We start from the raw sequence: 22613 nt of genomic DNA, 5'->3' as shown, positions 1-22613 counted from the left end.
TTCACATGACCCTCTCCGCGGAACCCCTCACCACCGCACCACCCGACGCCGGAGTCGCCGGTGGCAAACCACTCCGTATTCCATTGCCGGGCAAGGCGATCACGCGTCGTGCTCGGTCGGCGCTGCTGACCGCCGTTCCATTGGCGGGCCTGGTGCTGCTGTGGTACCTGCTCACCACCAACCAGGTGGTGCTGTGGCTGCGCTTCGACAAGATCCCCACGCCCGGTGCGGTGTTCGAGTCCTTCCGTACCCAACTCGGCACCGCCTCCTACTACGGCGACATCCTCGCCAGCACCCGCCGTATCCTGATCGGATTCGGCCTGGCCACCGTGACCGGTGTGCTGATCGGCATGGCGATCGGGCGCTCGCGCACGGTCAGCGCGCTGGTGCGGCCGGTGGTCGAGGTCTTCCGGCCGATCCCCGCGATCGCCCTGGTGCCGCTGGCCATCCTGCTGTTCCCGACCGGGGAGCAGGGCATCGTGTTCATCACGTTCTTCGCCGCGTTCTTCCCGGTGACCGTCAGCACCATCCACGCCATGCACGCGCTGCCGAAGGTGTGGGAGGAGGCGGCCCGCACGCTGGGCGCGCGACGGCACGAGATCCTGTTCCGGATCGCGCTGCCCGGCGCGCTGCCCGGCATCTTCTCCGGACTGTCGGTGGCGATGGGTGTCGCGTGGATCTGCGTGATCAGCGCGGAGATGATCTCCGGGCAGTTCGGCATCGGCTACTTCACCTGGCAGTCCTACGGTCTGCTCGACTACGCGAGTGTGGTGGTCGGCATGCTGACCATCGGCCTGCTCGGCTGGGCCACCGCGTTCGGGGTGGAACTGCTCGGCCGCCGGGTGAACCGATGGCTGCCGAGGGCCGTCCGGTGAGCGCGGGGGCGTCGGTGCGGTTGGCGGGGCTGCGCATCGCCTACGGGGACAGCCTCGCCGCCGAAGTGGACCTGACGGTGGCGCCGGGGGAGATCGTGGTGCTGCTCGGGCCGTCGGGCTGCGGCAAGTCCACGGTCCTGCGCGCGATGGCCGGGCTGCTGCCGCCGGTCGGCGGCACGGTCTCCGTCGACGGCGCGACCGTCGGGGCGGACGCCGGCGGCTGCGCCATGGTGTTCCAGGAGGACGCGCTGCTGCCGTGGCGCACCGCCCGCCGCAACGTGGAGTTCGCGCTGAAGTTGCGCGGCGTGCCGCGCGGCCGGCGGCGCGCGGAGGCGCTGGACCTGCTCGACCAGGTGGGCCTGGCCGGCTACGGGGACCACCTGCCCGGCGCGCTCTCGGGCGGGATGCGCCAGCGGGTGCAGCTGGCCCGCACCCTGGCCGCGCGGCCGCGGGTGCTGCTCATGGACGAGCCGTTCGGCGCGCTGGACGCCCAGACCAGGGCCGAGATGCAACGGCTGCTGATCTCGGTGTGGCAGCACCACCGCACCACCGTCCTGTTCGTCACCCACGACGTGGACGAGGCGCTGCTGCTCGCCGACCGGATCGTGCTGCTCTCGCCGCGCCCGGCGCGGATACGGCGCATCGTCGCGATCGACAGTCCCCGGGCGCCCGGCGCGCGGTTCGAACCCGAATTCGCCCGCAGGCGATACGAAATCCTGGCCGCGCTCGGCGAGACCGCCGCCGGCTCGACGGAGAGGAGCGCGTCATGACCTTCGTCATCGGCGCCGCGTGCGTGGACGTGATGGACCGCGCGTGCGTGGAGGAATGCCCGGTGGACTGCATCTACACCGGCGGGCGGATGGCCTACATCCACCCCGCCGAATGCGTGGACTGCGGCGCCTGCGAACCGGTGTGCCCGGTGGAGGCGATCTACCTCGACGCCGACATCCCGGCCGACCAGCGCGAGTTCGTCGACGAGAACGCGCGGTTCTTCGCCGAACCGCTGCCGGGGCGCGAGGCGCCGCTCGGATCGCCGGGCAGCGCGGCGAAAGCCGGTGAGATCGGGGTCGATACGCCGTTCGTCACGGAGTACGGGGTCTGACCCGATCCGGTGGCGGAGCGTCCCCCCGTGCGCGCCCTGGTCCGGTGGCGGAGCGTGCTCCGAGCCCGCCCGGTCCGGTGGCGGAGCGTCCCCCGAGCCCGCTCCGGTCCAGCGGCGCAGCATCCCTCGCGTCCGCGTGGGGTACGGGGAGAACCCGCGGTCGCGATACAGCGCGTATTGCGGCGCGCCCGCCACGGTCTCGTCCGTAGGTCGACCGTGGGAGGCAGGCAAGCGCCGGCGACACCGCCTCAGTGGAATGGCACAGCCTCGCTCGGGCCGCCCATGATCCGGCGTCACCGGCGGTCACCGGCGTGACGCGCGATATCTGTTGTAGCGCTGTGTGTTTCGGTGACAACGTCGTCGTCCGCGATGTCGCACCACTTCCAGTTACCGTCGAGTAACCTACGCCCGTTGTGAGTACTGAACAGTACCGCGCGAACTGGACACCGGATCGGCTCGGAGTTGGTATTTTCCCGGAAACCCGCCGTACGGCGGGTGTGGTACGAGTCGACGGGGGACCGCGGGCGCGTGTTCGAGTGGGATCTACCCGGCAGCGGGTCGGGTGTGCTGATGTTGGCGCGGGAGCGTGGCGTGGCGGCGGCGCCGGGGCCGCCGAGCGCGGACTGGGAGCTGGGCGCGGTGCGCGTGCTGGTGCGGCGTTTCGGCGGCGAACCCGGCCTCGGGCTGGAAGCGGGCCGCCGGTGCGCGGTGCGGGTCGGCGGGCCGTGGGGGCTGGCCGCGCTGTCCAGCAGCACGCTGCGGCAGGTGATCGACCTCGCGGTGCGCTATGCCGACCCTGGCTCCGGTCTGGGGCGCTTGACCTTCCGGGAGGACGAGCGGGAGGCGGCGCTGGTGTTCGACGACCTGTCGGTGCCCGGCGATCTGCGCCCGTTTCTCGCCGAGCGCGCCTTCGCGGAGATCCAGGGGATCGGTGCGCGATTGTTCGCCGCGGGGTTGCCGGTGCGGCGGGTGACGTTCCGGCACGGCATGCCCGCGCACACCCGGCGTCATCGCGCCGTGTTCGGGGTGGAGCCGCACTTCCGCGCGGCCGAGGACGCGCTGGTGTTCGCCGCCGCGTCGCTGGACCGGCGGTTGCCCCGCCCCACCAAGGGCGCGCGCGACTCCGCGGCGCGCCTGTGCCGGGATCTGTTGGACGACCGCAGCATTCTGACCGGCGTGGCCGCCGAGGTGCGCGAGGTGCTGATCCGCGATCCCGGCGTGATCCCCGATCTCACCGAGGTGGCCGCCGCGCTGTACATGAGTCCGCGCACCCTCTCGCGCAAGCTCAGCATGGAGGGCACCACGTTCCGGGTGCTGGTGGACGAGGTGCGCCAGGCGCTGTCCGAACAGCTGCTCGGGCACACCCGGATGACCACCGAGCAGGTCGCCAGCAGGCTCGGCTACGCGGAATCCGCGTCGTTCATCCGCGCCTTCCGGCGCTGGAACGGGTGCCCGCCCAGGGATTTCCGCTCCCGGGCGGGCGTCCGTGCCTGAGCCGCGCTAGATCTTGCGGATGACGGTGACGACCTTGCCCAGCACGCGGGCGTCGTTGCCGGGGATCGGCTCGAACAGCGGGTTGTGCGGCATCAGCCAGACGTCCTTGCCGGTGCGCTTGAAGGTCTTGACGGTGGCCTCGCCGTCGATCATCGCCGCGACGATATCGCCGTTGTCGGCGACGTTCTGCTGGCGCACCACCACCCAGTCGCCGTCGCAGATGGCCGCGTCGACCATCGACTGACCGACCACCTTCAGCAGGAACAGCGAGCCCTCGCCGACCAGCTCGCGCGGCAGCGGGAACACGTCCTCCACGGCCTGTTCGGCGAGAATCGGCCCACCGGCAGCGATCCGGCCGAGCACCGGGACGAACGTCGGCTCCGGACGGCCGGAATCGGCCACCGCCGCGTCGGCGTCGTCCAGGGCGGCGGCGCCCGGCAGGCTGGTCACCGCGCGCACGGCCTCGTCGAGGCCGCGCACGTCCACGGCGCGCGGACGATTCGGGTCGCGCCGCAGGTAGCCCTTGCGCTCGAGCGCGCGCAGCTGGTGGGCCACCGAGGAGGTGGAGGTGAGGCCGACCGCGTCGCCGATCTCCCGGATGCTCGGGGGGTAGCCGCGCTCGCTCACCGAGGTGCGGATGACCTCGAGGACCTTGCGCTGACGCGCGGTGAGATCGGTGCCGTTGAGAGCGGGGTCCGCGCCGGTGCCGCCCTCGTCGTCCGCGTCGTCTGTATGGCTCACCGGGTCCGCCCTTCCTGTGGTAGTCATCGCCCTTCGAATCTAGTCCGGTCCCGGCCCCGGATCAAACATCTGTTCGACGCATGTCGGGCGTTTCCCGCTGACATTGTCGGTGGCTCGTGGTAGAAATTCGAACATCAGTTCTTCGAACAAGTGATCGAACGCGACTCCTTCGAGCCATCCCCACAGCATCCATACGGAGGTTTGTCCGATGAACACAGCGATCCGCGAAACCCGCACCGCCGCCGATGCGCCCGCGCCGCTCGACCAGCTCCGCGCCCGGCGCACCGCCCAGCGCGGCGTCGTGCGGCGGGAGGTCGCCGAGCGCGGCCCCCGCGCGGGTGGCCCCGGCGTCGACGCGCGTGTCTACCGGCGCGGGCCGGTGCGCACCCCCGCCCTGCGGTACACCCGCGGCGCGCACCCGGTGCGCAGCGCCGAGGAGGCGCAGGTCGGCTTCGCCACCCTCGCTCTCGCCGCCCTGATCACCGCGATGTTCGTCATCGCCCTCATCGGCCTGGCCCACTGGCGCGCGGGCTCGATCGAGGGCACCGCGCCCGCCCCCGCGCCTGTTCAGGTCGAACAGCCCACGTGGGGTGGCGCCGTCCCCGCGCGCTGACGCCGCGACGGGGTCCCGCCGGGCCGTGGCCGATCCGGCCGATTCGGCGGCCGAAAATATCGATCGAGAACTGGAACACGTTGCTACTGTGCTGAAAACGTGACCCAGGCAACATCTTTGCCTCGATCGAGTCGGGATCCCCAGCCATGTCGCAGCACCCCGCGCGTCGCGCGTCGCGCGCACTCACCGCCCTGCTCTTCTGCCTCCTGCTCGGAGTCGCCGCCCTACCCGCCGCGCACGCGACGCCCGCCTACCACGGATATCTCGACCTGCCCTCCCTCAACGGCGAGGGCGAGCGCGGCGGCGGCTTGCATCCGGATCTCCCGCTGGACGAACCCACCCTGCGCGCCGCGCTGGATCGGGCACGTGCCGACGGGATCGCCCCGCGCCGCTACGCCACACTGCTGCACCAGTATTGGCTCGTGGTGGCCACCGGCAACGCCGCCATCGACCTGACCGGCTGGGACCCGAACCGCGGCGTCGCCGCCAACGCGCCCACGTTCAACCAGGTCTACGTCAACTACTTGCGCTTGGCCACCGCGCATCCCGAGTTCTGGTGGGCCGGTCTGGCCGGCATCGCGGGTGGTTCGTTCGCCTCCGGCTTCTTCGACATGAGCGACGTGGGCGGCGTCCTCGACCTGCCCGGCATCCACCAGCTCGGCAACGCCGTCGCCGACCTGTTGCGCGGCACACCACCGGAATTGGCGGGCGCCGTGCCCGCCGACATCCGGCTGCTGGCCACCGAGGGATCGCGTCTCACCGTCGCCGACATCACCTGGTACCAGACCCGGCTGATGATCATGCAGCGCCACATCTTCACCGACCTGGTCCCCATGCACGAGGCTTACGTCGCCCGCGGCCTGGCCGGGATCGACGAAATGCTCGCCGCCGGCCTCATCGACGCCGACATCCACGCGGCCTGGCGGTCGATCGAATCCGGCACTCGCGAGGGCTACATCGACGCCCTGATCCGCATGACCGACCGCGAGCAGAACCACGTCATCGCCGACCAGTGGGACGAGACCTCCGGCGGGCGCGGCGTGATGGGCCGGGTGCTCACCTATGTCAGCACCGTCGCGGGCAAACCCGCTGTGCCCGGCGTGCGGGCGCCAGGGGTGTTCGCGCCCGTGACGGTGCGCGCCGAAGTGGGCGGCCGCAGCCTCGCGCTGCGCATGCCGCTGCCCGATTTCAACTGGGCCGACCGCGACACCCGCTGGACCTACATCACCGGCGACCTGGTGCCCCGCCACATCGATCTGGAGTCGAACGCCGCGCTCGCCGCCACCGTGCTGGGCGAGCCGTTCGCCGACAAGCTGGCGCGCGGCCGGTTGCTGCCCCGGCTGCCCGATCTGCTCGCCGATCTCACCGCGCACTGGCAACTGGTCGGGTGATCGGCAGCGCCGCCCGGAACGCCCGGTTCCGGCACGGGTATCCTCGAAGGACTATGAAGGTATACCGGAGGTCGCCAGGGGTATACCTGCGCCGGGTACATCGACGAAGGATCTCGGATGCATTGCCCGTACTGCCGACACCCTGACTCGCGGGTGGTCGATTCGCGCGAGGCCGAGGAGGGCGCGGCCATCCGCCGCCGCCGCTCGTGCCCGAACTGCGGGCGGCGCTTCACCACGGTGGAGACCGCGATCCTGTCGGTGGTCAAGCGCAGCGGCGTCACCGAACCGTTCAGCCGCGAGAAGGTGATCCGCGGTGTGCGGCGCGCCTGCCAGGGCCGCGAGGTCGACGACGACGCCCTGAACCTGCTCGCCCAGCAGGTCGAGGACGCGGTGCGCGCCAAGGGTTCCCCGGAGGTCCCCAGCCACGAGGTCGGCCTGGCCATCCTGGGCCCGCTGCGCGATCTGGACGAGGTCGCCTACCTGCGCTTCGCCTCGGTCTACCGTTCCTTCACCTCCGCCGAGGACTTCGAACACGAGATCCGCGACATGCGCGCCGCCCGCGCGGCGGCGGCCGTCACCGCCGACTGAGAGCGCGGTCCGAGGTCGGACCGCCCGAGCGTGTTTCGACCGGTCGGCCAGGGCGGTCCCACGTGCCCCGGCCGAGGTCTGCCATTCGGGCGGGCCGGAGAAGAGGTGGGGGAGTAAGGCGCAACGCCGTCGCGGGTTCGACCGGGCGCTGTTTCGGCGACGTGGCCCGGTCGTCCCTCAGCGGCGTATCGAGGCGATCGCCTTCTCGATCCGTTTGGCCGACACCGGGTACGGGGTGCCGAGCTTCTGGGCGAACAGGCTCACGCGGAGTTCCTCGATCATCCACCAGATCGCGGTGACGTCGGGGGCGTGTTTACGCCCCTCGGGCAGGCTCGCGACCAGGCGGTCGTAGGCGTCGAGCACGCGGTCGATCTCGGCCATGCCCTGACGGTCGCGCACGGCCGAACCCGGCAGCGATTCCAGCCGCGCCAGCGCGGCCCGGAGGTAGCGGGGGAGTTCCCGCAGCCGCTCCCCGCCCCATTCGGTGACGAAACCGGCGAACACCAGGTCGGCGAGCTGGTGGCGGACGTCGTCGGCGATATCGCGTTCGGCGACACCGGTCAGCGCCGAGGACACCGCGTGCGCCGCCGCGAGCACCGGCACCACCCGCCGCACGATCCGCGCCACCTCCGTCGCCAGCTTCGGCCGGACGGCGGCGACGAGCGCGTCGAAGGCGCCCGGATCGCGCACCGGCCCGCCCGCCGCGGCGATCAGCTCGTCGGCGGCCGCGGCGCGGCAGTCCTCGATCAGCGCGTCCAGCGAACCGTACGGATTCTGGCTCAGCGCAAGGCGATCCGTGGCCGACAGCCCCGAGGTGACGGTGCGCGTGGAGGTCGGGATCGCGGCCAGCACCAGGGCGCGGGTGCCCGCGCGCATGGCGGCGGCCTGGGCGGCGGGGGAGCTGAGCACCCGCACCGCGACACCCTCCTTCTCGGGCACCAGCGCCGGGTAGCCGGTCACGGTCTGCCCCGCCACCTGCCGGCGCACGGTGGGCTCGAGCGTGCCCAGCGACTCGGACGTCCACACCGTCGCGGCCGGGCGTTCCGCACCCGCTGCGGCCCGCGCGACCGACTTCGAAACCTGTTCGGCGAGCTTGGTTTTCAGTGCGGCCAGGTCCTTGCCCTTGGCGAGCACCCGCCCGCCGCGATCCACGGCCGCGAACGTCATGCGCAGGTGATCGGGCAGCGCCGCGGGGTCCAGATCCTTCGGCGCGATGGTCACCGACCCCAGGCGTGTCAGTTCCCGCGCGAGCCCGGTGCGCAGCGGCTCGGCGCGCGGGGTGAGCGCGGCCAGCGCGGCGGCGGCGAAGTCGGGCGCGGGAACCACGGTGCGCCGCAAGGTCTTCGGCAACGTCTTGATGAGCGCGGCGGCCAGCTCCTCCCGCATACCGGGCACCAGCCAGTCGAAGCCGACGGCCCGCACGTGCGCGAGCTGCTCCACCGGGATGCGGACGGTGACGCCGTCGTCCTCCTGACCGGGCTCGAACTGGTAGGTCAGCGGGAAGCTGAGTTCGCCCTGGCGCCAGGCGTCGGGGAACGCGGTCGGGTCCAGCGCGGCGGCCTTCTCGTTCACCACCGTGGATTTCGTGAAGTCCAGCAGCGCGGGATCTTTGCGTCGCGCCGTGCGCCACCAGGTGTCGAAATGCCGCGCCGACACCACGTCGGCGGGGACGCGCTTGTCGTAGAACTCGAACAGCACCTCGTCGTCGACGAGGATGTCGCGGCGGCGCGCCCGGTGTTCGAGATCGGCGACGTCCTCGAGCAGCGCGCGGTTGCGATGGAAGAACTCGTGGCGGGTCTGCCATTCGCCCTGCACCAGCGCGTGCCGCAGGAACAGTTCGCGCGACAGTTCGGGATCGATGCGCCCGTAGTCCACCGGACGCCCCGTCACCAGCGGCACCCCGTAGAGCGTGACCCGCTCGTAGGCGCGGGCGGCGCCGCGTTTGCTGGACCAATGCGGTTCGGAGTAGGTGCGTTTCACCAGATCGCCCGCGAGCCGTTCGGCCCACTCCGGTTCCACCTTGGCCGCCATCCGCCCCCACAGCCGGGAGGTCTCGACCAACTCCGCCGCCATCACCCACCGCGGCGGCTTCTTCGCCAGCGACGAGCCGGGGAAGATCATGAACTTGGCGTTGCGCGCGCCGAGGAACTCCCGCGATTCGGCCTCGCGCACACCGATATGGGACAGCATGCCCGCCAGGAGGGATTGGTGGATCGCCGTCGAGTCCCAGGGGAGACCGTCGGACACGGCGGGTTTGCCGCGCCCGGCGCCTCGCGCCGCACGGCCGGAGCCGGCCGCCGCAGGCACAGATTCTGTTGCCGCCGAGGTGGTTTCGGAATCCGATCGGCGACCGGAATCCCTCGCCGTCCGGCTGCTTTCGGCCGACCAGCCCAGTCCCTTGGTGATGGTCCGCAGCTGCCCGTGCAGATCCTGCCACTCCCTGATCCGCAGGTAGTGCAGGAACTCGTCGCGGCACATGCGCCGGAACTGATTGGACGACAGCGACTTCCGCTGTTCGGTCAGGTAGTCCCACAGCCGTAGGTAGGCCAGGAAGTCCGAGCCCTCCACGGTGAACCTGGCGTGCTTCTCATCCGCGGCCTGCTGATGCTCGGCCGGGCGCTCGCGCACATCCTGGATGGACAGCGCCGCCACGATCACCAGCACGTCGGCCAGGCAGCCGTCGCGATGCGCCTGCACCAGCATCCGCGCCATGCGCGGATCGACGGGCAGCTGCGCCATATCGCGGCCCACCGGCGTGAGCGTGAGCTCGGCTTCGCCGCGCGCCAGCGCGCCCAGCTCCTCGAGCAGGGCGATGCCGTCGCGGATGGCGCGACCGTCGGGGGCCTCCACGAACGGGAAGCTCTCGATATCGCCGAGCCCGAGCGCGGTCATCTGGAGGATGACGGCGGCGAGGTTGGTGCGCAGGATCTCCGGTTCGGTGAACGCGGGCCGCGACTCGAAATCGTCCTCGGCGTAGAGGCGGATCGCGATGCCGTCGGCGACGCGGCCGCAGCGGCCGGAGCGCTGCCGCGCCGAGGCCTGCGAGACCGGTTCGATCGGCAGCCGCTGCACCTTCGTGCGCATCGAATAGCGCGAGATGCGGGCGGTGCCCGGATCCACGACATAGCGGATGCCCGGCACGGTGAGTGAGGTCTCGGCCACGTTGGTGGCCAGCACCACGCGCCGGCCGGTGTGCGGGGCGAACACCCGGTGCTGTTCGGCCGCCGAGAGCCGGGCGTAGAGCGGCAGGATCTCGGTGCGCGGCAGCTTCAGATCGCGCAGGGCGTCGGCGGTGTCGCGGATCTCGCGTTCCCCCGAGAGGAAGACCAGCACGTCGCCGTCGCCCTCGGCGAACAGTTCGCGCACCGCGTCGCCGATGGCGTCGGTCGGGTCGCGGTCCACCACCCGGGTGTCCTCGTCGTCCTCGTCGGCCGCGGGCAGCTCCAGCGAGAGCGGCCGGTACCGGATCTCGACCGGATAGGACCGCCCGGAGACCTCGACAATCGGTGCGGGCGTGCCCTTCTCGTCGGCGAAGTGCCGGGCGAACAGCTCCGGGTCGATGGTCGCCGAGGTGATGATCACCTTCAGGTCGGGCCTGCGCGGCAGCAGCTGTTTCAGGTAGCCGAGCAGGAAGTCGATATTGAGGCTGCGCTCGTGCGCCTCGTCGATGATGATCGTGTCGTAGCGGCGCAGCAGCCGGTCGCGCTGGATCTCGGCGAGCAGGATGCCGTCGGTCATGAGTTTGACCAGGGTGCGCTCGGAGGCGTGGTCGGTGAAGCGCACCGTGTAGCCCACCACGTCGCCCAGTTCGGTGCCCAGCTCCTCGGCGATGCGTTCGGCGACCGTGCGCGCAGCCAGCCTGCGCGGCTGGGTGTGGCCGATGGCGCCGCGGATGCCGCGGCCCAGTTCCAGGCAGATCTTCGGGATCTGGGTGGTCTTGCCCGACCCCGTCTCGCCCGCGACGATCACCACCTGGTGCTCGGCGATGGCCTTCGCGATATCGGCGCGGCGCGTGGTGACGGGCAGCTGCTCGGGGTAGCGAATGCGCGGCACCGCCGCGCGGCGTGCTTCGACCCGCAGTTCGGCGGCGTCGATCTCGGCGGCGATCTGCTCCAATTCCGCGCCGCGGGCCCGGTCCAGCCGACGGCGCAGCCGGTGCTCGTCGCGGAGGGAGAGATTCGCCAGGCGGGTGCGGAGCTCGCGCGCTCCGGTGTCAGCTGTCCTGGTCATCGCGCCGTCCAGCCTACCGGGCCGGGCCCGACCGCCCGTCGTGACGGCGGCGACACCCGCCCGCGCGGAGATTGCCACCCGTGTGCCGGTGCCGGTGATTCGGCGGGGCGATCGGCCCCGCGTGTGCGAGGATCGCCCCATGAACGCGGGCTCGGGCACGGCGTGGTGGATCAGGGGGCTCCGGGTTGCCTTCGGTGTACTCGGTGTCGTGGCGCTGGTGTGGATTCCGGTGCGCAACCTGGACGTCGAGACCTTCTCGACGGCGAACTACTTCAGCTACTTCACCATCCAGTCCAACGTCGTGGGCGTCGTGGTGCTGTTGATCGGCGGCCTGCGCGATCCGCTCGCGCAACGCTGGCAGGTGATCCGCGGCGCGGCCACGCTCTACCTGATGATCACCGGCGTCGTGTACGCGGTGCTGCTGGCCGATATCGACGTGATGCTCACCGACAAGTGGATCAACGACATCCTGCACCGCGTGCTCCCGATCGTGCTGGTGCTCGACTGGCTCGCGGCCCCCGCCGCCCTGGCGATCACCGGCAAACTGATCGGTGGCTGGCTGATCTATCCCGTCGTCTACGGCGCCTACACCCTCATTCGCGGCCCGATCGTGGACTGGTACCCGTACCCGTTCATCGATCCTCGCGAACAAGGTTATGTGTCGCTCACCATCGGGCTGATCGTACTGACCGGGGTGTTCGCGCTGCTGGCCGTGGCGGTGGCGGCGGTGGGGAATCTCGCCCGGCGGTGGCGGGAACGGAGTCCGGCCCCATAGGCCCCGGCCGGGCGGGCGGCGGCGCGGTGCGGTAAAGGTGGTGGACATGAGTGCGTTGTGGCATGGGTTCGCCGATATGGGTGCCGTCGAGCGGGACGGCGCGTTCGTGGTGGCGCGCGGGGAGGGCGCCTACATCTACGACGAGGCGGGCACCCGCTACCTCGACGCCACCGCCGGGCTGTGGTTCGCCAACGTGGGGCACGGTCGCGCGGAGATCGCGGAGGCGGCCGCCGCCCAGATGCGCACGCTCGCGCACTATTCCAACTTCGGCGATCTCGCCGCGCCCGTCACGCGGGAGCTGGCCGAGCGGCTCGCGGCGATCGCGCCGGTGCCCGGCAGCAAGATCCTGTTCACCTCGGGCGGTTCGGACGCGATCGACACCGCCGCCAAGCTGGCCCGCCGCTACTGGCACGTGCGGGGCAAACCGGAGAAGACGCTGGTGGTGGGCCGCGAACGCGCCTATCACGGCATGCACATCGGCGGCACGGCGCTCGCCGGTATCCCGGTGAACCGCGAGGGGTACGGCGAGTTCGTGCCCGATGCGCGCACCGTCGCCTGGGACGACCCGAAGGGCCTGCTGAGCCTGATCGAGGAGGTGGGCGCCGACCGCGTCGCCGCGTTCTTCTGCGAACCGGTCATCGGTGCGGGCGGGGTGTACCCGCCGCCGCAGGGCTATCTCGCCGAGGTGCGCGAGCTGTGCCGCGAGCACGACATCCTGTTCGTCGTCGACGAGGTGGTGACCGGGTTCGGCCGCATCGGCGGCAGCTGGTTCGCCTCCTCCCGCTTCGACCTCCAGCCCGACATCATGACCACCGCGAAGGGCCTCACCAGCGGCTACCTGCCGATGGGCGCGGTCTTCGCCGCGCCGCACCTGGCCGAGCCGTTCTTCGCCGGCGGGGTGTGGTGGCGGCACGGCTACACCTACGGCGGGCACGCGGCGGCCGCCGCCGCGGCCATGGCGAACCTCGACATCCTCGAGCGCGAGAACCTGCTCGCCGCCTCCGCCCGGCTGGAGGGCACGCTGCACGAGAAGCTCGCCCCGCTGGCCGCGCACCCGCGCGTGTCGGAGGTGCGCAGCGGGTTCGGCGCGGTGGCGGCCGTGCAGCTGGCCGATCCGTCCGAAGCGCTCGGATTCGTGAAAGACCTGCGGGCCCAAGGGGTTTCGAGCCGTGCCGCCGGGCAGGGCGCCTTGCAGATCTCGCCGTCGTTCGTGATCACCGACGAGCAGGTGGACGAACTCGTCGCCGCATTCACGCGCGCGCTCGGCTGACCGCACCCGAAATTCACTGGCCGGGCGTGCCCGCCCGGCGCTACCTTTTCCTGTTCGCATTCGTCGTCGCGGGGAGGGAAAGGTATGGAGGCGGCCGTCACGGTCACTCCGGATCAGCTGCCGGAGCTGTTGCTGCACGTCGCCGTCGTCCGGCCGGTATTCCTGTGGGGCGCACCGGGTATCGGCAAGAGCTCGCTGGTGCGCACGTTCGCCGAATCGCTCGGACTGGAGTGCGTGACGCTGCTCGGCACCCAGCTGGCGCCCGAGGATCTGATCGGGGTGCCGCAGATCGTCGGCGACCGCAGCCGGTTCGCGCCGCCCGAGATCATCGCCCGCCCGGAGCCGTACTGCCTGTTCCTGGACGAGCTGAACGCCGCCTCCCCGGAGGTGCAGAAGTCGTTCTACTCGCTGATCCTGGACCGTCGCATCGGCACCTATGAACTGCCCGCGGGCTCGGTCGTCATCGGCGCGGGCAACCGCGCCACCGACAACGCGCTCGCACGCCCGATGGCCTCGGCGCTGGTCAACCGCATGGTGCACCTCCACCTGCGCGCCGATGTGGACGACTGGCTGAAATGGGCCGCGCACCACGACATCCACCCGTGGATCGTGCGCTACCTGACCCAGCGCCCCGACCACCTGTGGTCGCCGACGCCGAAGACCGAGGCGCCGTTCTCCACCCCGCGCGGCTGGCACATGCTCTCCGACGCCCTGCACTCCTGCGGCGAGGACGTCGGCGCGGAAACCCTGGAAGTGCTGGCGGCGGGCACCCTCACCGCGGGGCACGCCTCGGCGTTCCGCGCGTTCGTGAAGACCATCCGGCACGCCTACGACCTCGACGCCGTGCTGAAGGGCGAGGCGGATTGGCCGCGCGAGCCCGCCGACCGCGATCTGCTCTACTTCCTCTCCGAGACCTTCCGCGCCCGGCTGATCAAGGAGTTGCCCGGTGCGCGCGCCCAGGTTTCGCCCACGGTGAGCCGATTCGTGTTGCGCGCCAAGGCGATGCTGGTCGAGCTCGCCGAGATCTCGGTCGAGTGCGCGCAATTGGTGATCGCCTCCGACGAGGACGGCGCGCCGGTGCTGCCCGCGTGGTTCCTCGTGGAGGTCTCGCGCGATCTGCCCCGACTGGCCGCGCGGCGCTGAGATGGCGGGTTCGCGACGCAAGCGCAAGGAATCCGTCGACCCGTGGCGCAAGGCCGTGGAGGACGGCTGGCAGATCGCGCGCGGACACCGCGCGCTGGGATACCTGGCGGGCCACTTCTACGCGCTCGATGAGCACACGCCGCGCGAGGTATGGGCGCAGATCTCCGGCGGCGCCGTCGGCTTCCACCCGAAACGTCGTGCCACCGCGGCGGAATGGGCGTGGGCGTTCGCGCACTGCCTGCTGCACGCGGGGTTCGGGCACCTCGATCCGCGCATCGCCGACCGACGCAATCTCGGCCCCGAGCCCGACGGCTCGGCGCGAAGGCGCGATCTGTGGGAGCCACATCCGGCCTATCGCGCCGCCTGTTGCGCGGTGGTCGATCAGTACCTGGCCACCATGAAGATCGGCGCCCGCCCGCTCGACTTCCCGGCCGCGCCCCCGATCTCGGACGAACACGCGACGGCGCTGCGGTGGGGCGACACCGCGGTTCCCGCAGCCTACGAGCGGCCGGAGACCCCCGATTTCTTCATCAGTGGCGCCGGGGCAGCGGCCCGCGCCGACCACCAGGGCGCGTTCGCCACCGGTCTGGCCGCGGCCGCCCGCGACGCGCTCGCCCTCGCCGGTGGTGTGCACACCGTCGACGGACTGCGGAACAAGCAGCCGTGGGACCTGGCGCTGGGCTGGTTCGTGTCCTCGTATCCGCTGCTCGGCGCGCTGGCCGCGGGGATGACGGTGGTGGCCGACGCGGATCTCGCACGCGGCTGGGACATCTCGATCGCCGCCGTGAACGCCGAAGCGGCCGAGATCTACGTCAACCCGCTGGCCGGGCTGACGACCGACGAGTGGCGTTTCGTCCTCGCGCACGAGATGCTGCACGCCGCGCTGCGCCACGGCGAGCGCGCGGGCTGGCGCGACCACTACCTGTTCAACGTGGCCTGCGACTACGTGGTGAACGGCTGGCTGGTCGAGATGGCGGTGGGGGAGATGCCCGAGGGCCTGCTCTACGACCCCGAGCTGAAAGGGTGTTCCGCCGAGGAGATCTACGACCGGCTCGCCACCGACCTGCGGCGCCAGCGCAAACTGCGCACCCTGCGCGGACGCGGTCTGGGCGACGTGCTCGGCGAGCCGCCGGCGCATCCCGGCAGCGCCGGACGCTACGTGGACCTCGACGAGTACTACCGCAACGCGCTCGTCACCGGGCTGGCCTACCACCTCAACAGTGGGCGCGGCGACGTCCCCGCCGGGCTGGAACAGGCGATCCGGGCGCTGGACCAGCCGCCGCTGCCGTGGGACGCGCAACTCGCGCGCTGGTTCGACGAGTACGTCCCGGCCGTCGAACGCCGCCGCAGCTACGCCCGCGCCTCCCGGCGCCAGGCATCCACGCCCGACATCCCGCGCCCGGCCTGGGTGCGCCCGGAGGATCAGGTGCGGATGCCCACGTTCGGCGTCGTCCTCGACACGTCCGGGTCGATGGATGTGAAGCTGCTCGGTAAAGGGTTGGGCGCCATCGCTTCCTACGCGCTGGCACGGGACGTGTCGCGCGCCCGGGTCGTCTACTGCGACGCCGCCGCCCACGACGCCGGCTACCTGCCGGTCGAAGAGATCGCGCGCGGCGTGCGGGTGCGCGGGCGCGGCGGCACCGTGCTGCAACCGGGCATCCGCCTGCTCGAACGCGCCGACGACTTCCCGCCCGACGGCCCGATCCTGGTCATCACCGACGGCGCCTGCGACGTCCTGCGTATCCGCCGCGAACACGCCTTCCTCATCCCGGCGGGCGCGACCCTGCCGTTCCGGCCGCGCGGTCCGGTCTTCCGGATGCGGTGAGTGGTCGCGGTGGCGGCGGAGGCCGGCCCCGGAACCGCTGTGGTGGAGAGGGTTTCGCTCGCCAGTGTGACCCGCGACGGGTCCGAGCGCCTCCATGGTCACTGTGCCCGTGCACCGATGCGACGGAGGCCGTTTCGCGTTCCAGTGCGCAAAGGCAAGGTCAGCTGCCTACAGGGCCAGGGTGAAGAACATGCTGTGCGTGTCCTCGATGTACTCCCCGAACGGTGGGCAGCGCACGAATCCGTGCCGCTCGTAAAGGCGTTGGGCGGGTGCGTAATACGGTGCCGCGCCGGTCTCCAGGCTCAGCCGCCGATAGCCACGGTCTTGTGCGACGTTGATTATGTGAGCGAGCAGCGCAGCCCCCACACCGCGGCCGGTGTGTCCCGGTGCGGTGCGCATGGATTTGATCTCTCCGTGCTCGGCGTCGAGTTCCTTCAGCGCGCCGCACCCGAGGAGGACGGTGGCGTCGCGCATGCTCCACACGGTGACGCCGGGCGCGCGCAGGGCGCCGGGGTCGAGCGCGTGCATGCTGTCGGCGGGGGAGTGCGCGCGCATCTCGGCCAGGTGCGCCGTGAGCAACGCGAGGATGTCGGGGCCGGTGAGGTCGTCGACGCCGATGCGCGGCTGCTGGGACATGAACCAATCTTGACCCGGGATTCTCGACGGCGCGAGGCGCGGCACCTACTGTGGGATAGCTGACTTCCGGGTGGTGGTGTGACATGAAGCGGGTGAGCGCGATCGCGACCGGCGCGGCGCGGCGGATCGCCGACGAGACCTACTACGCGAGCCTCGCGGTGCGCGCCGGGCTGGTCACGCCGGAACGGCCGGATCGGTTGGTGCACATGGGCGCCGCCGTGGCGCGCTTCGGCACGCTCGGCGGACTGGTCACTTTCGCCGCGCTGCGCTACCGCGACCGCGCGGCGCTGATCGACGAGCGGGGCGCGGTCACCTTCCGCGAACTCGACGAGCGCAGCAGCGCCCTGGCCAATGCCTGGCGAGCGCGCGGCCTGCGCGACGGCGAAGGCGTCGCGATCCTGGCCCGCAACCACCGCGGCTTCCACTACGCCCTGTTCGCCGCCGCCAAATGCGGTGCGCGCGTCATCCTGCTCAACACCGATTTCGCCGGACCGCAACTGCGCGAGGTGGCCGAACGCGAAGGCGCCGACCTGCTGGTCCACGACGACGAGTACACCGGCATCCTCGGCGACCTGCGCACCCGGCGCGGCCGCTTCCGCGCCTGGACCGACGCGCCCGCCGTCGACTCCCTCGACAACCTCATCGCGGCCGGTGCGCGCACCCCGCCGCGCCGCCCGGCCACCACCGCGAAGATCGTGCTGCTCACCAGCGGTACCACCGGCACGCCCAAGGGCGCCGCCCGGCGTGAACCGCTCTCCCTCGCCCCGCTCGGCGCGATCCTGAGCCGCATCCCGTTCCGCGCCCGCGAAGTCACCGAATGCCCGGCGCCGCTGTTCCACACGCTCGGCTTCGCGCACGCCATCATGGCGCTGGGCTTCGGGTCGACGCTGGTGGTGCGACGCCGGTTCGACCCGGCCGAGGTGCTGCGGAGCCTGCACACCCATCGCGCGACGGCGCTGGTGGCGGTGCCCGCGATGCTGCGGCGCATCGTGGACCTCGGACCGCAAGCGCGTGCGGGACTGGACTTCTCGCGGTTGCGCATCATCGTCGTCGCGGGTTCACAGCTCGGCGCGGAACTGTGCGTGCGGGTCACCGAGGCGTTCGGGCCCGTGGTGCACAATCTGTACGGCTCCACCGAGGTCGCCTACGCGACCATCGCCACTCCCGCCGATCTGGCCGTCGAGCCGGGCTGCGTCGGCAGGCCGGTGCCGAGCGCCACCGTGAAGATCTTCGACGACCACGACCGGGAGCTGCCGCGTGGCCGCACCGGACGCATCTTCGTGGGCAACGACTTCCGGTTCGACGGCTACACCGGCGGCGGCGACAAGACCCGCCTCGGCCGTCTGATCGCCACCGGCGACCTCGGCCATTTCGACAGCGCGGGCAGGCTTTTCGTCGAAGGCCGCGAGGACGACATGATCGTCTCCGGTGGCGAGAACGTCTTCCCGGGCGAGGTGGAGGAACTGCTCGCCGCCCACCCGGCGATCGAGGAGGTCTGCGCGTTCGGGGTGGACGACGAGCGCCACGGCCAGCGCCTGCGCGCCGTGGTGGTCGTCCGCCCCGGCCACTCGCTCACCGCCGACGACGTGCGCGACCACGTCCGCAGCCACCTGGCCCGCTTCAAAGTGCCCCGCGACGTGCGGTTCGCCGAGGCGTTGCCCCGCAACCCGACCGGCAAGGTCCTCGTCCGCGTCCTGCGCGAACAGCCCTAGCTCCGACCCGTTTTCGCGGCCGCGGTCGCCTTCTCCTCTGTTCTCGGAGCCGCGTCGTCGGGCGGGCTACCGCGGCATCGGCGTGCCGTCTGCATTGCCGAACGGCGATCTGCGCGCGGCTAGGAAGGCGATACGCGCCTTACGCCGCACCGAACAGGCGGCGCACGCGGCGGCGCAGGTGGATGGGAGCGGGGCGCGCGGTCGCGAACCAGCCGGGCTGGCCGACGTCCACCAGGCCGCCCCGGCGTTGTTCGACGCACGCCACGATGGCGTCGGCCACCGGTTCCGGGCCCGGCGCGTAGCCGGGTGCCACCGTGCTGACGAGCACGCCGCGTTCGGCCAACCCGTCCTGGAGGGCGGCGCCGAGCCCGGTGACGGCGTGCTTGGTGGCGCAGTAGACGGCCGTGCCGAGCGCGCCCGTCACGCCTGCCGCCGAGCCGATATTGACGATGTGGCCGCTGCCCTGGTCGAGGAATGCCCGTGCGGCCGCGCGGGTTCCGGCGATGACCGCGCGCAGGTTCACGTCGATCTGGCGGTCGGTATCGGCGTCGGACTCGACCAGGAACTCCTCGGCCGGTGGCGCGTCGGCGGCGTTCACCACCGCGTCGAGCCCGCCGAGTTTGCGCGCGGCCGCGTCGAGAAAGTCGGGGAACGCCTCCGCGCGAGCGGTGTCCAGCGTCAGGCCGTGGATCACGCCCCCGTGCAATCGTCCGAACTGATCGGCCACGGCGCGCGCCCGTCCGTGATCCGGGTCCCCGATCACCACCCAGGACCCGGCGGCCAGGAAGGCCAAGGCGGTTTCGCGGCCGATTCCGCTCGCCCCACCGATGATCGCCACACGTTTGCCAACAAGTGTCTTCTTCGACATATGTTCTCGCTCGCCTCCGTTCGCCTTCGACGGTAAGGCCGCGCTGACGGCGGAGCCATGCGATGTCGGGTCACGACTTTTCGTATATCGGCCAGTCCCGGCGCGCGATGCGCGAAGTTCGCCGACTCCGGGGCGGACGCCGGGGACGCGCGGCTGTCCTTGCGATGTCCGGCCAAACGCATGCGGATTCCGGCCAGCGGCGTCCACCATGGAACCGTGTCCTCCTGGGAGTGGCGGCGTTCGGTGACCCTGTCGGCGGTCTTGGTCGAGCTCGCGGGCGAGTACGGCCTCGGGCCGGGAGAGTGCCTGCGCGGCACCGGGATCGAGCCGGCGCTGCTCGGCACGCCGGGCGGCGAGGTCACCGCCGCGCAGGAGCTGGCGCTCGTCGGCAATGTCGTCGACCGCTTCGGCGACCGGCCCGGCCTGGGCATCGAGGCCGGAATGCGCACGCACGTCACCAGTTACGGCGCGCTCGGACTCGCCCTGCTGAGCAGTTCGACCGTGGGCTCGGCGGTGGATCTGCTGCTGCGCTACATCCGCATGACCACCACGTTCGCCCGCACCTGGCACGTGCGGCGCGACGGCCACCTGCTGCTCTACGCCGACGACCGCGACATCGCGCCCCCGCTGCGCGGCTTCCTGCTCGAGCGCGATGTGGCGGTGCTGCTGCGCAACTGGGCCGCCGTCTGCCAGCAGCCCGCGCCGGTGGTCCGCGGCGAGGTGGCCTGGGACCTGCGCCCACGCCTGCAACCGCTGCTGGACGACTACGGCATTCCGTGCACCGACGGCCCCGGCCCGCACCTGGTGGTGTTCGACACCGCGGGCTTCGAAGACCCGCTGCCGCAGGCGAGCCCGCTCACCGCCCGGTTCTACGAGGAGCAGTGCGCGCGCCTGCTGCGGCGGCGCGGGCTCGAGACCGGCGTGGCGGGTGCGGTGCGGGAGGTGCTGCTGCACCGGCTCGGCGGGCGCGTCGCCCAGGAGGACGTGGCGGCCGCGCTGCACATGAGCCTGCGCACCATGCGCCGCAGGCTCGCCGAGGAGGGCACCTCCTACCGCACGCTGTGCGTGGAGACCTACGGCGGGCTCGCCGAAGAGCTGCTCGCGACCGGGCTCACCGTCGAGGACGTCGCCTACCGCATGGGATACGCGGGCGCGCCGAGCTTTTCGAACGCGTTCAAACAGTGGCGCGGTGTCTCGCCCGGCCGCTTCGCGCGCACCGCGCTGGAGCGGCACGGCGCCGGAAACGCCACCTCCCGCAAGCGCCGGGTGCGAGCATGAACTGAGCAGTCCCACGATCGCGGCGACGAAAGGTGGTGGGGTGTGGCCGAATTCGTGCAGGAATACGCCGCGGTGCGGTGGACGGTGGTGGTGGCGTTCCTGGTGGCCTCGGTCATCGTGGTGGCGCGGTTCGCGACCGTCCGCCCGGCCGTCGCGAGCGGCCCGGATCCCGCTGTCGCGCACCGGGAATCCGACGCCGCGCACCTGGTGATGTGCTTGGTGATGCTGGCGATGCTGGTGTTCCCCACCGGCGCGTCGCCGCACGCGCTGCGCGGGGTGCTCGTCGCCATGACGGTGGTGTTCGCCGCCTCCGTGGTGCACCGCCTCGCGCAGTGGCGCGCGGGTGTGCCGGAGGCCGCGGCGGGGGCGTTCGCTATCGGCTACCACGCGGTGGCGGCCGGGGCGATGCTGTTCGCCATGGGCGGGCACGGCGCGTCCGGGCACACCGGCCCACCGATGCTCCCCGCGCTGGCGCTGGCCGCGCTGTTCGCCGCCGACGCGCTCGCGGTGCTGCTGGCCCGGGGTGGGCACCGGCTGCCGCATCCGATCGGCGGGAGCCGGGTGGCGTCGATCCCGCACGTGGTGATGGACCTCGGCGCCGCCTACATGCTCATCGCCGCCGTCGCCGGCTGACGATTCTCAGATGTCGACCACCGAGTCGGCTACCACCCGGCCACCCAGGCGCACCCAGCCGTCGGAATCCCATTCGGTGAACAGCTGCGAGCCCGCGCCCTGCGTGATGATCAGGCTGCGCCGCAACTGCGCGGTGAGCGCCACCGCCGCCGCGCCGGTCGCCTGGTCCTCCTCGATGCCCAGCGTGGGCGCGAACATGCGCGAGCGGATCGCGCCGCGATGCTCGTCGGTCCAGGTCCACAGGTAGTGCGGGCCGCCGGGAAAATCGTCGGGGCGCAGCGCGGCCAGTTCCTCGGCGTCGGCGAGCTGGTGGAGTTCGAAGGCGGGCGCCCACGCGGCCCGCGCCTTGATCCAGGTCAGGCCCTCGGCCAGCTCCACGGGCACCGGACCCGCCGGCATCTCCAGCACCCGCACCGGGGTGCCCTGCTCGGCGAACCACCAGGCGGTGCCCACCGAGGGGTGACCGGCGAAGGGGAGTTCGACGGCCGGGGTGAAGATCCGTATCCGGGCGATCTCGTCGACCGGGTCCTCGACCACCACGGTCTCGCTGTACCCGGCGCGCGCGGCCAAGGCCTGCCGGTCGGCGGCGCCGACATCGTCCGCGCGGGCGATACCCAGATGGTTGCCGAGACGTCCGGTCGCGTCGGTGAATACGCGCAACACCTCGATCCGTGTGCTCATGGCCTCCGGTTCATCCTGTGTGCCCATGGCCGCGAGCCTACCGGCTGCACCCGCTGGCAACCCATGGGCGAACACAATGTTCACCACACGACGGAGGCCCCGACCTGTCCGGGTCGGGGCCTCCGCAGCGGAACGCGTCTCAGACCGCGGCGCCCGCGAGCGCCTCGGTGGACTGCACGGCCTGGCCCACACCGGCCACGATGGCGGCGGCCCGCAGCGATTCGAAGATCACCTCGCGGTCCACGCCCGCCTCGCGCAGCGTGTGCTCGTGCGCTTCCAGGCAGTGGGCGCAGCCGTTGATCGAGGAGACCGCGAACGACCACAGCTCGAAATCGGCCTTGTCGACGCCGGGGGAGCCGATGATCTGCATCCGCAGACCGGCCCGCAGGTCGTCGTAGCGGCCGCCGAGGAACGCCTTGCCCCGGTAGAACACATTGTTCATGCCCATGATCGAGGCGGCGCCGAGCGCGGCGTTGTACGCCTCGGCCGACAGGATGTCGGCGGCCTCCTCGGCGATCTCGCGCAGCGTCGTCGCCGACCGGGTCGCGGCCGCCGACGCCAGCAGGGTGCCCCACAGCTGCTGCTCGTTCAGCACGGTGGTGCGTGCCAGGGAGGACAGGTTGAGCTTGAGGTCCTTCGCGTACTCGGGGAGGGAGTTCTTCAGGTTCTCAATGCTCATTTCGTATGGTTCCTCTTGTCGATCTGGGCCCCGGCGGGCCGGTGTGGGAAGGTGCTCCCCGCATGGCGCGGGGCGCGGA

General features: G+C 71.6%; 20 protein-coding genes. 14 read left to right on the top strand and 6 right to left on the bottom strand.

Going from position 1 to position 22613, the window contains the following annotated elements:
• Positions 1-5: 5 nt before the first annotated feature.
• The 4 genes from DFR74_RS02525 to DFR74_RS02510 all read left to right on the top strand — a co-directional run bounded on the left by DFR74_RS02525 (position 6) and on the right by DFR74_RS02510 (position 3471).
• Positions 6-875 (top strand): ABC transporter permease, encoded by an 870-nt coding sequence (locus DFR74_RS02525; RefSeq protein ID WP_084537378.1) that lies wholly within the window; start codon positions 6-8, stop codon positions 873-875.
• Positions 851-1645 (top strand): ABC transporter ATP-binding protein, encoded by a 795-nt coding sequence (locus DFR74_RS02520; RefSeq protein WP_195125576.1) that lies wholly within the window; start codon positions 851-853, stop codon positions 1643-1645. The genes DFR74_RS02525 and DFR74_RS02520 overlap by 25 nt, the downstream gene beginning before the upstream one ends.
• The gene (gene fdxA / locus DFR74_RS02515) at positions 1642-1977 is read left to right on the top strand and encodes a ferredoxin (RefSeq protein WP_067504628.1); all 336 of its coding nucleotides are present in this window, start codon (positions 1642-1644) and stop codon (positions 1975-1977) included. Before DFR74_RS02520 ends, fdxA begins: the two co-directional genes overlap by 4 nt.
• 528 nt (positions 1978-2505) lie before the next feature.
• Positions 2506-3471 (top strand): AraC family transcriptional regulator, encoded by a 966-nt coding sequence (locus DFR74_RS02510; protein WP_147265724.1) that lies wholly within the window; start codon positions 2506-2508, stop codon positions 3469-3471.
• Positions 3472-3477: 6 nt separating this feature from the next.
• Here the strand turns inward: DFR74_RS02510 and lexA are convergent, their stop codons facing one another.
• The gene (gene lexA, locus DFR74_RS02505; RefSeq protein WP_067504625.1) at positions 3478-4239 is read right to left on the bottom strand and encodes a transcriptional repressor LexA; all 762 of its coding nucleotides are present in this window, start codon (positions 4237-4239) and stop codon (positions 3478-3480) included.
• A 181-nt stretch (positions 4240-4420) separates the two neighbouring features.
• On the opposite strand from lexA, the gene DFR74_RS02500 reads away from it, so the two are divergent.
• From DFR74_RS02500 to nrdR, 3 genes are all read left to right on the top strand, one after another.
• The gene (locus tag DFR74_RS02500) at positions 4421-4825 is read left to right on the top strand and encodes a hypothetical protein (RefSeq protein WP_113974917.1); all 405 of its coding nucleotides are present in this window, start codon (positions 4421-4423) and stop codon (positions 4823-4825) included.
• A gap of 146 nt (positions 4826-4971) precedes the next feature.
• Positions 4972-6216 (top strand): hypothetical protein, encoded by a 1245-nt coding sequence (locus DFR74_RS02495; protein ID WP_067504551.1) that lies wholly within the window; start codon positions 4972-4974, stop codon positions 6214-6216.
• 117 nt (positions 6217-6333) lie between these two features.
• Positions 6334-6804: a transcriptional regulator NrdR gene (gene nrdR / locus DFR74_RS02490; RefSeq protein ID WP_067504548.1), complete on the top strand. Its 471-nt coding sequence runs from the start codon at positions 6334-6336 to the stop codon at positions 6802-6804.
• A 177-nt stretch (positions 6805-6981) separates the two neighbouring features.
• Here the strand turns inward: nrdR and hrpA are convergent, their stop codons facing one another.
• Positions 6982-11034, bottom strand: coding sequence for an ATP-dependent RNA helicase HrpA (gene hrpA / locus DFR74_RS02485; RefSeq protein WP_067504546.1), 4053 nt, complete (start codon positions 11032-11034; stop codon positions 6982-6984).
• Positions 11035-11173: 139 nt separating this feature from the next.
• On the opposite strand from hrpA, the gene DFR74_RS02480 reads away from it, so the two are divergent.
• From DFR74_RS02480 to DFR74_RS02465, 4 genes are all read left to right on the top strand, one after another.
• The gene (locus tag DFR74_RS02480) at positions 11174-11809 is read left to right on the top strand and encodes a Pr6Pr family membrane protein (RefSeq protein WP_067504542.1); all 636 of its coding nucleotides are present in this window, start codon (positions 11174-11176) and stop codon (positions 11807-11809) included.
• 46 nt (positions 11810-11855) lie between these two features.
• Positions 11856-13079, top strand: coding sequence for an aminotransferase family protein (locus DFR74_RS02475; RefSeq protein ID WP_067504622.1), 1224 nt, complete (start codon positions 11856-11858; stop codon positions 13077-13079).
• 84 nt (positions 13080-13163) lie between these two features.
• Positions 13164-14222, top strand: coding sequence for an AAA family ATPase (locus tag DFR74_RS02470; RefSeq protein WP_067504539.1), 1059 nt, complete (start codon positions 13164-13166; stop codon positions 14220-14222).
• Position 14223: 1 nt separating this feature from the next.
• The gene (locus tag DFR74_RS02465) at positions 14224-16047 is read left to right on the top strand and encodes a vWA domain-containing protein (RefSeq protein ID WP_067504535.1); all 1824 of its coding nucleotides are present in this window, start codon (positions 14224-14226) and stop codon (positions 16045-16047) included.
• Between the two features lie 168 nt (positions 16048-16215).
• Here the strand turns inward: DFR74_RS02465 and DFR74_RS02460 are convergent, their stop codons facing one another.
• On the bottom strand, positions 16216-16683 hold the full coding sequence (locus tag DFR74_RS02460; protein WP_067504532.1) for a GNAT family N-acetyltransferase: 468 nt from the start codon (positions 16681-16683) through the stop codon (positions 16216-16218).
• An 83-nt stretch (positions 16684-16766) separates the two neighbouring features.
• Between DFR74_RS02460 and DFR74_RS02455 the strand changes: the two genes are divergently transcribed.
• The gene (locus tag DFR74_RS02455; protein ID WP_067504529.1) at positions 16767-18395 is read left to right on the top strand and encodes an acyl-CoA synthetase; all 1629 of its coding nucleotides are present in this window, start codon (positions 16767-16769) and stop codon (positions 18393-18395) included.
• 139 nt (positions 18396-18534) lie between these two features.
• On the opposite strand, the gene DFR74_RS02450 is transcribed toward DFR74_RS02455, so the two are convergent.
• Positions 18535-19263 carry an SDR family NAD(P)-dependent oxidoreductase gene (locus tag DFR74_RS02450; RefSeq protein ID WP_170160689.1) on the bottom strand — a complete coding sequence of 243 codons (729 nt, stop codon included), beginning with the start codon at positions 19261-19263 and terminating at the stop codon, positions 18535-18537.
• 216 nt (positions 19264-19479) lie between these two features.
• On the opposite strand from DFR74_RS02450, the gene DFR74_RS02445 reads away from it, so the two are divergent.
• Positions 19480-20541 carry an AraC family transcriptional regulator gene (locus DFR74_RS02445; RefSeq protein ID WP_232331654.1) on the top strand — a complete coding sequence of 354 codons (1062 nt, stop codon included), beginning with the start codon at positions 19480-19482 and terminating at the stop codon, positions 20539-20541.
• Positions 20542-20583: 42 nt separating this feature from the next.
• Positions 20584-21174 (top strand): DUF5134 domain-containing protein, encoded by a 591-nt coding sequence (locus tag DFR74_RS02440; protein ID WP_067504520.1) that lies wholly within the window; start codon positions 20584-20586, stop codon positions 21172-21174.
• 6 nt (positions 21175-21180) lie between these two features.
• Here the strand turns inward: DFR74_RS02440 and DFR74_RS02435 are convergent, their stop codons facing one another.
• Together DFR74_RS02435 and DFR74_RS02430 are read right to left on the bottom strand one after the other, a co-directional pair.
• Positions 21181-21855, bottom strand: coding sequence for a PhzF family phenazine biosynthesis protein (locus tag DFR74_RS02435; RefSeq protein WP_067504619.1), 675 nt, complete (start codon positions 21853-21855; stop codon positions 21181-21183).
• 139 nt (positions 21856-21994) lie between these two features.
• Positions 21995-22534 (bottom strand): carboxymuconolactone decarboxylase family protein, encoded by a 540-nt coding sequence (locus DFR74_RS02430; protein WP_067504517.1) that lies wholly within the window; start codon positions 22532-22534, stop codon positions 21995-21997.
• Between the last annotated feature and the right edge of the window lie 79 nt (positions 22535-22613).

The sequence above is a fragment of the Nocardia puris genome (genome assembly GCF_003315035.1).
Taxonomy (GTDB): Bacteria; Actinomycetota; Actinomycetes; order Mycobacteriales; family Mycobacteriaceae; genus Nocardia; species Nocardia puris.
Note: the sequence above shows the minus strand (reverse complement) of the source record. Positions and strands in the feature narration are given on the sequence as shown.

Bases quoted from the DNA above. Each gene is read 5' to 3' on its own strand.
- DFR74_RS02500 (WP_113974917.1), top strand. From the start codon at position 4,421: ATGAACACAGCGATCCGCGAAACCCGCACCGCCGCCGATGCGCCCGCG.
- DFR74_RS02495 (WP_067504551.1), top strand. From the start codon at position 4,972: ATGTCGCAGCACCCCGCGCGTCGCGCGTCGCGCGCACTCACCGCCCTG.
- lexA (WP_067504625.1), bottom strand. From the start codon at position 4,239: ATGACTACCACAGGAAGGGCGGACCCGGTGAGCCATACAGACGACGCG.
- fdxA (WP_067504628.1), top strand. From the start codon at position 1,642: ATGACCTTCGTCATCGGCGCCGCGTGCGTGGACGTGATGGACCGCGCG.
- hrpA (WP_067504546.1), bottom strand. From the start codon at position 11,034: ATGACCAGGACAGCTGACACCGGAGCGCGCGAGCTCCGCACCCGCCTG.
- DFR74_RS02520 (WP_195125576.1), top strand. From the start codon at position 851: ATGGCTGCCGAGGGCCGTCCGGTGAGCGCGGGGGCGTCGGTGCGGTTG.
- DFR74_RS02475 (WP_067504622.1), top strand. From the start codon at position 11,856: ATGAGTGCGTTGTGGCATGGGTTCGCCGATATGGGTGCCGTCGAGCGG.
- DFR74_RS02430 (WP_067504517.1), bottom strand. From the start codon at position 22,534: ATGAGCATTGAGAACCTGAAGAACTCCCTCCCCGAGTACGCGAAGGAC.
- DFR74_RS02480 (WP_067504542.1), top strand. From the start codon at position 11,174: ATGAACGCGGGCTCGGGCACGGCGTGGTGGATCAGGGGGCTCCGGGTT.
- DFR74_RS02455 (WP_067504529.1), top strand. From the start codon at position 16,767: ATGAAGCGGGTGAGCGCGATCGCGACCGGCGCGGCGCGGCGGATCGCC.
- DFR74_RS02450 (WP_170160689.1), bottom strand. From the start codon at position 19,263: ATGTCGAAGAAGACACTTGTTGGCAAACGTGTGGCGATCATCGGTGGG.
- DFR74_RS02470 (WP_067504539.1), top strand. From the start codon at position 13,164: ATGGAGGCGGCCGTCACGGTCACTCCGGATCAGCTGCCGGAGCTGTTG.
- DFR74_RS02460 (WP_067504532.1), bottom strand. From the start codon at position 16,683: ATGTCCCAGCAGCCGCGCATCGGCGTCGACGACCTCACCGGCCCCGAC.
- DFR74_RS02435 (WP_067504619.1), bottom strand. From the start codon at position 21,855: ATGAGCACACGGATCGAGGTGTTGCGCGTATTCACCGACGCGACCGGA.
- DFR74_RS02525 (WP_084537378.1), top strand. From the start codon at position 6: ATGACCCTCTCCGCGGAACCCCTCACCACCGCACCACCCGACGCCGGA.
- nrdR (WP_067504548.1), top strand. From the start codon at position 6,334: ATGCATTGCCCGTACTGCCGACACCCTGACTCGCGGGTGGTCGATTCG.
- DFR74_RS02465 (WP_067504535.1), top strand. From the start codon at position 14,224: ATGGCGGGTTCGCGACGCAAGCGCAAGGAATCCGTCGACCCGTGGCGC.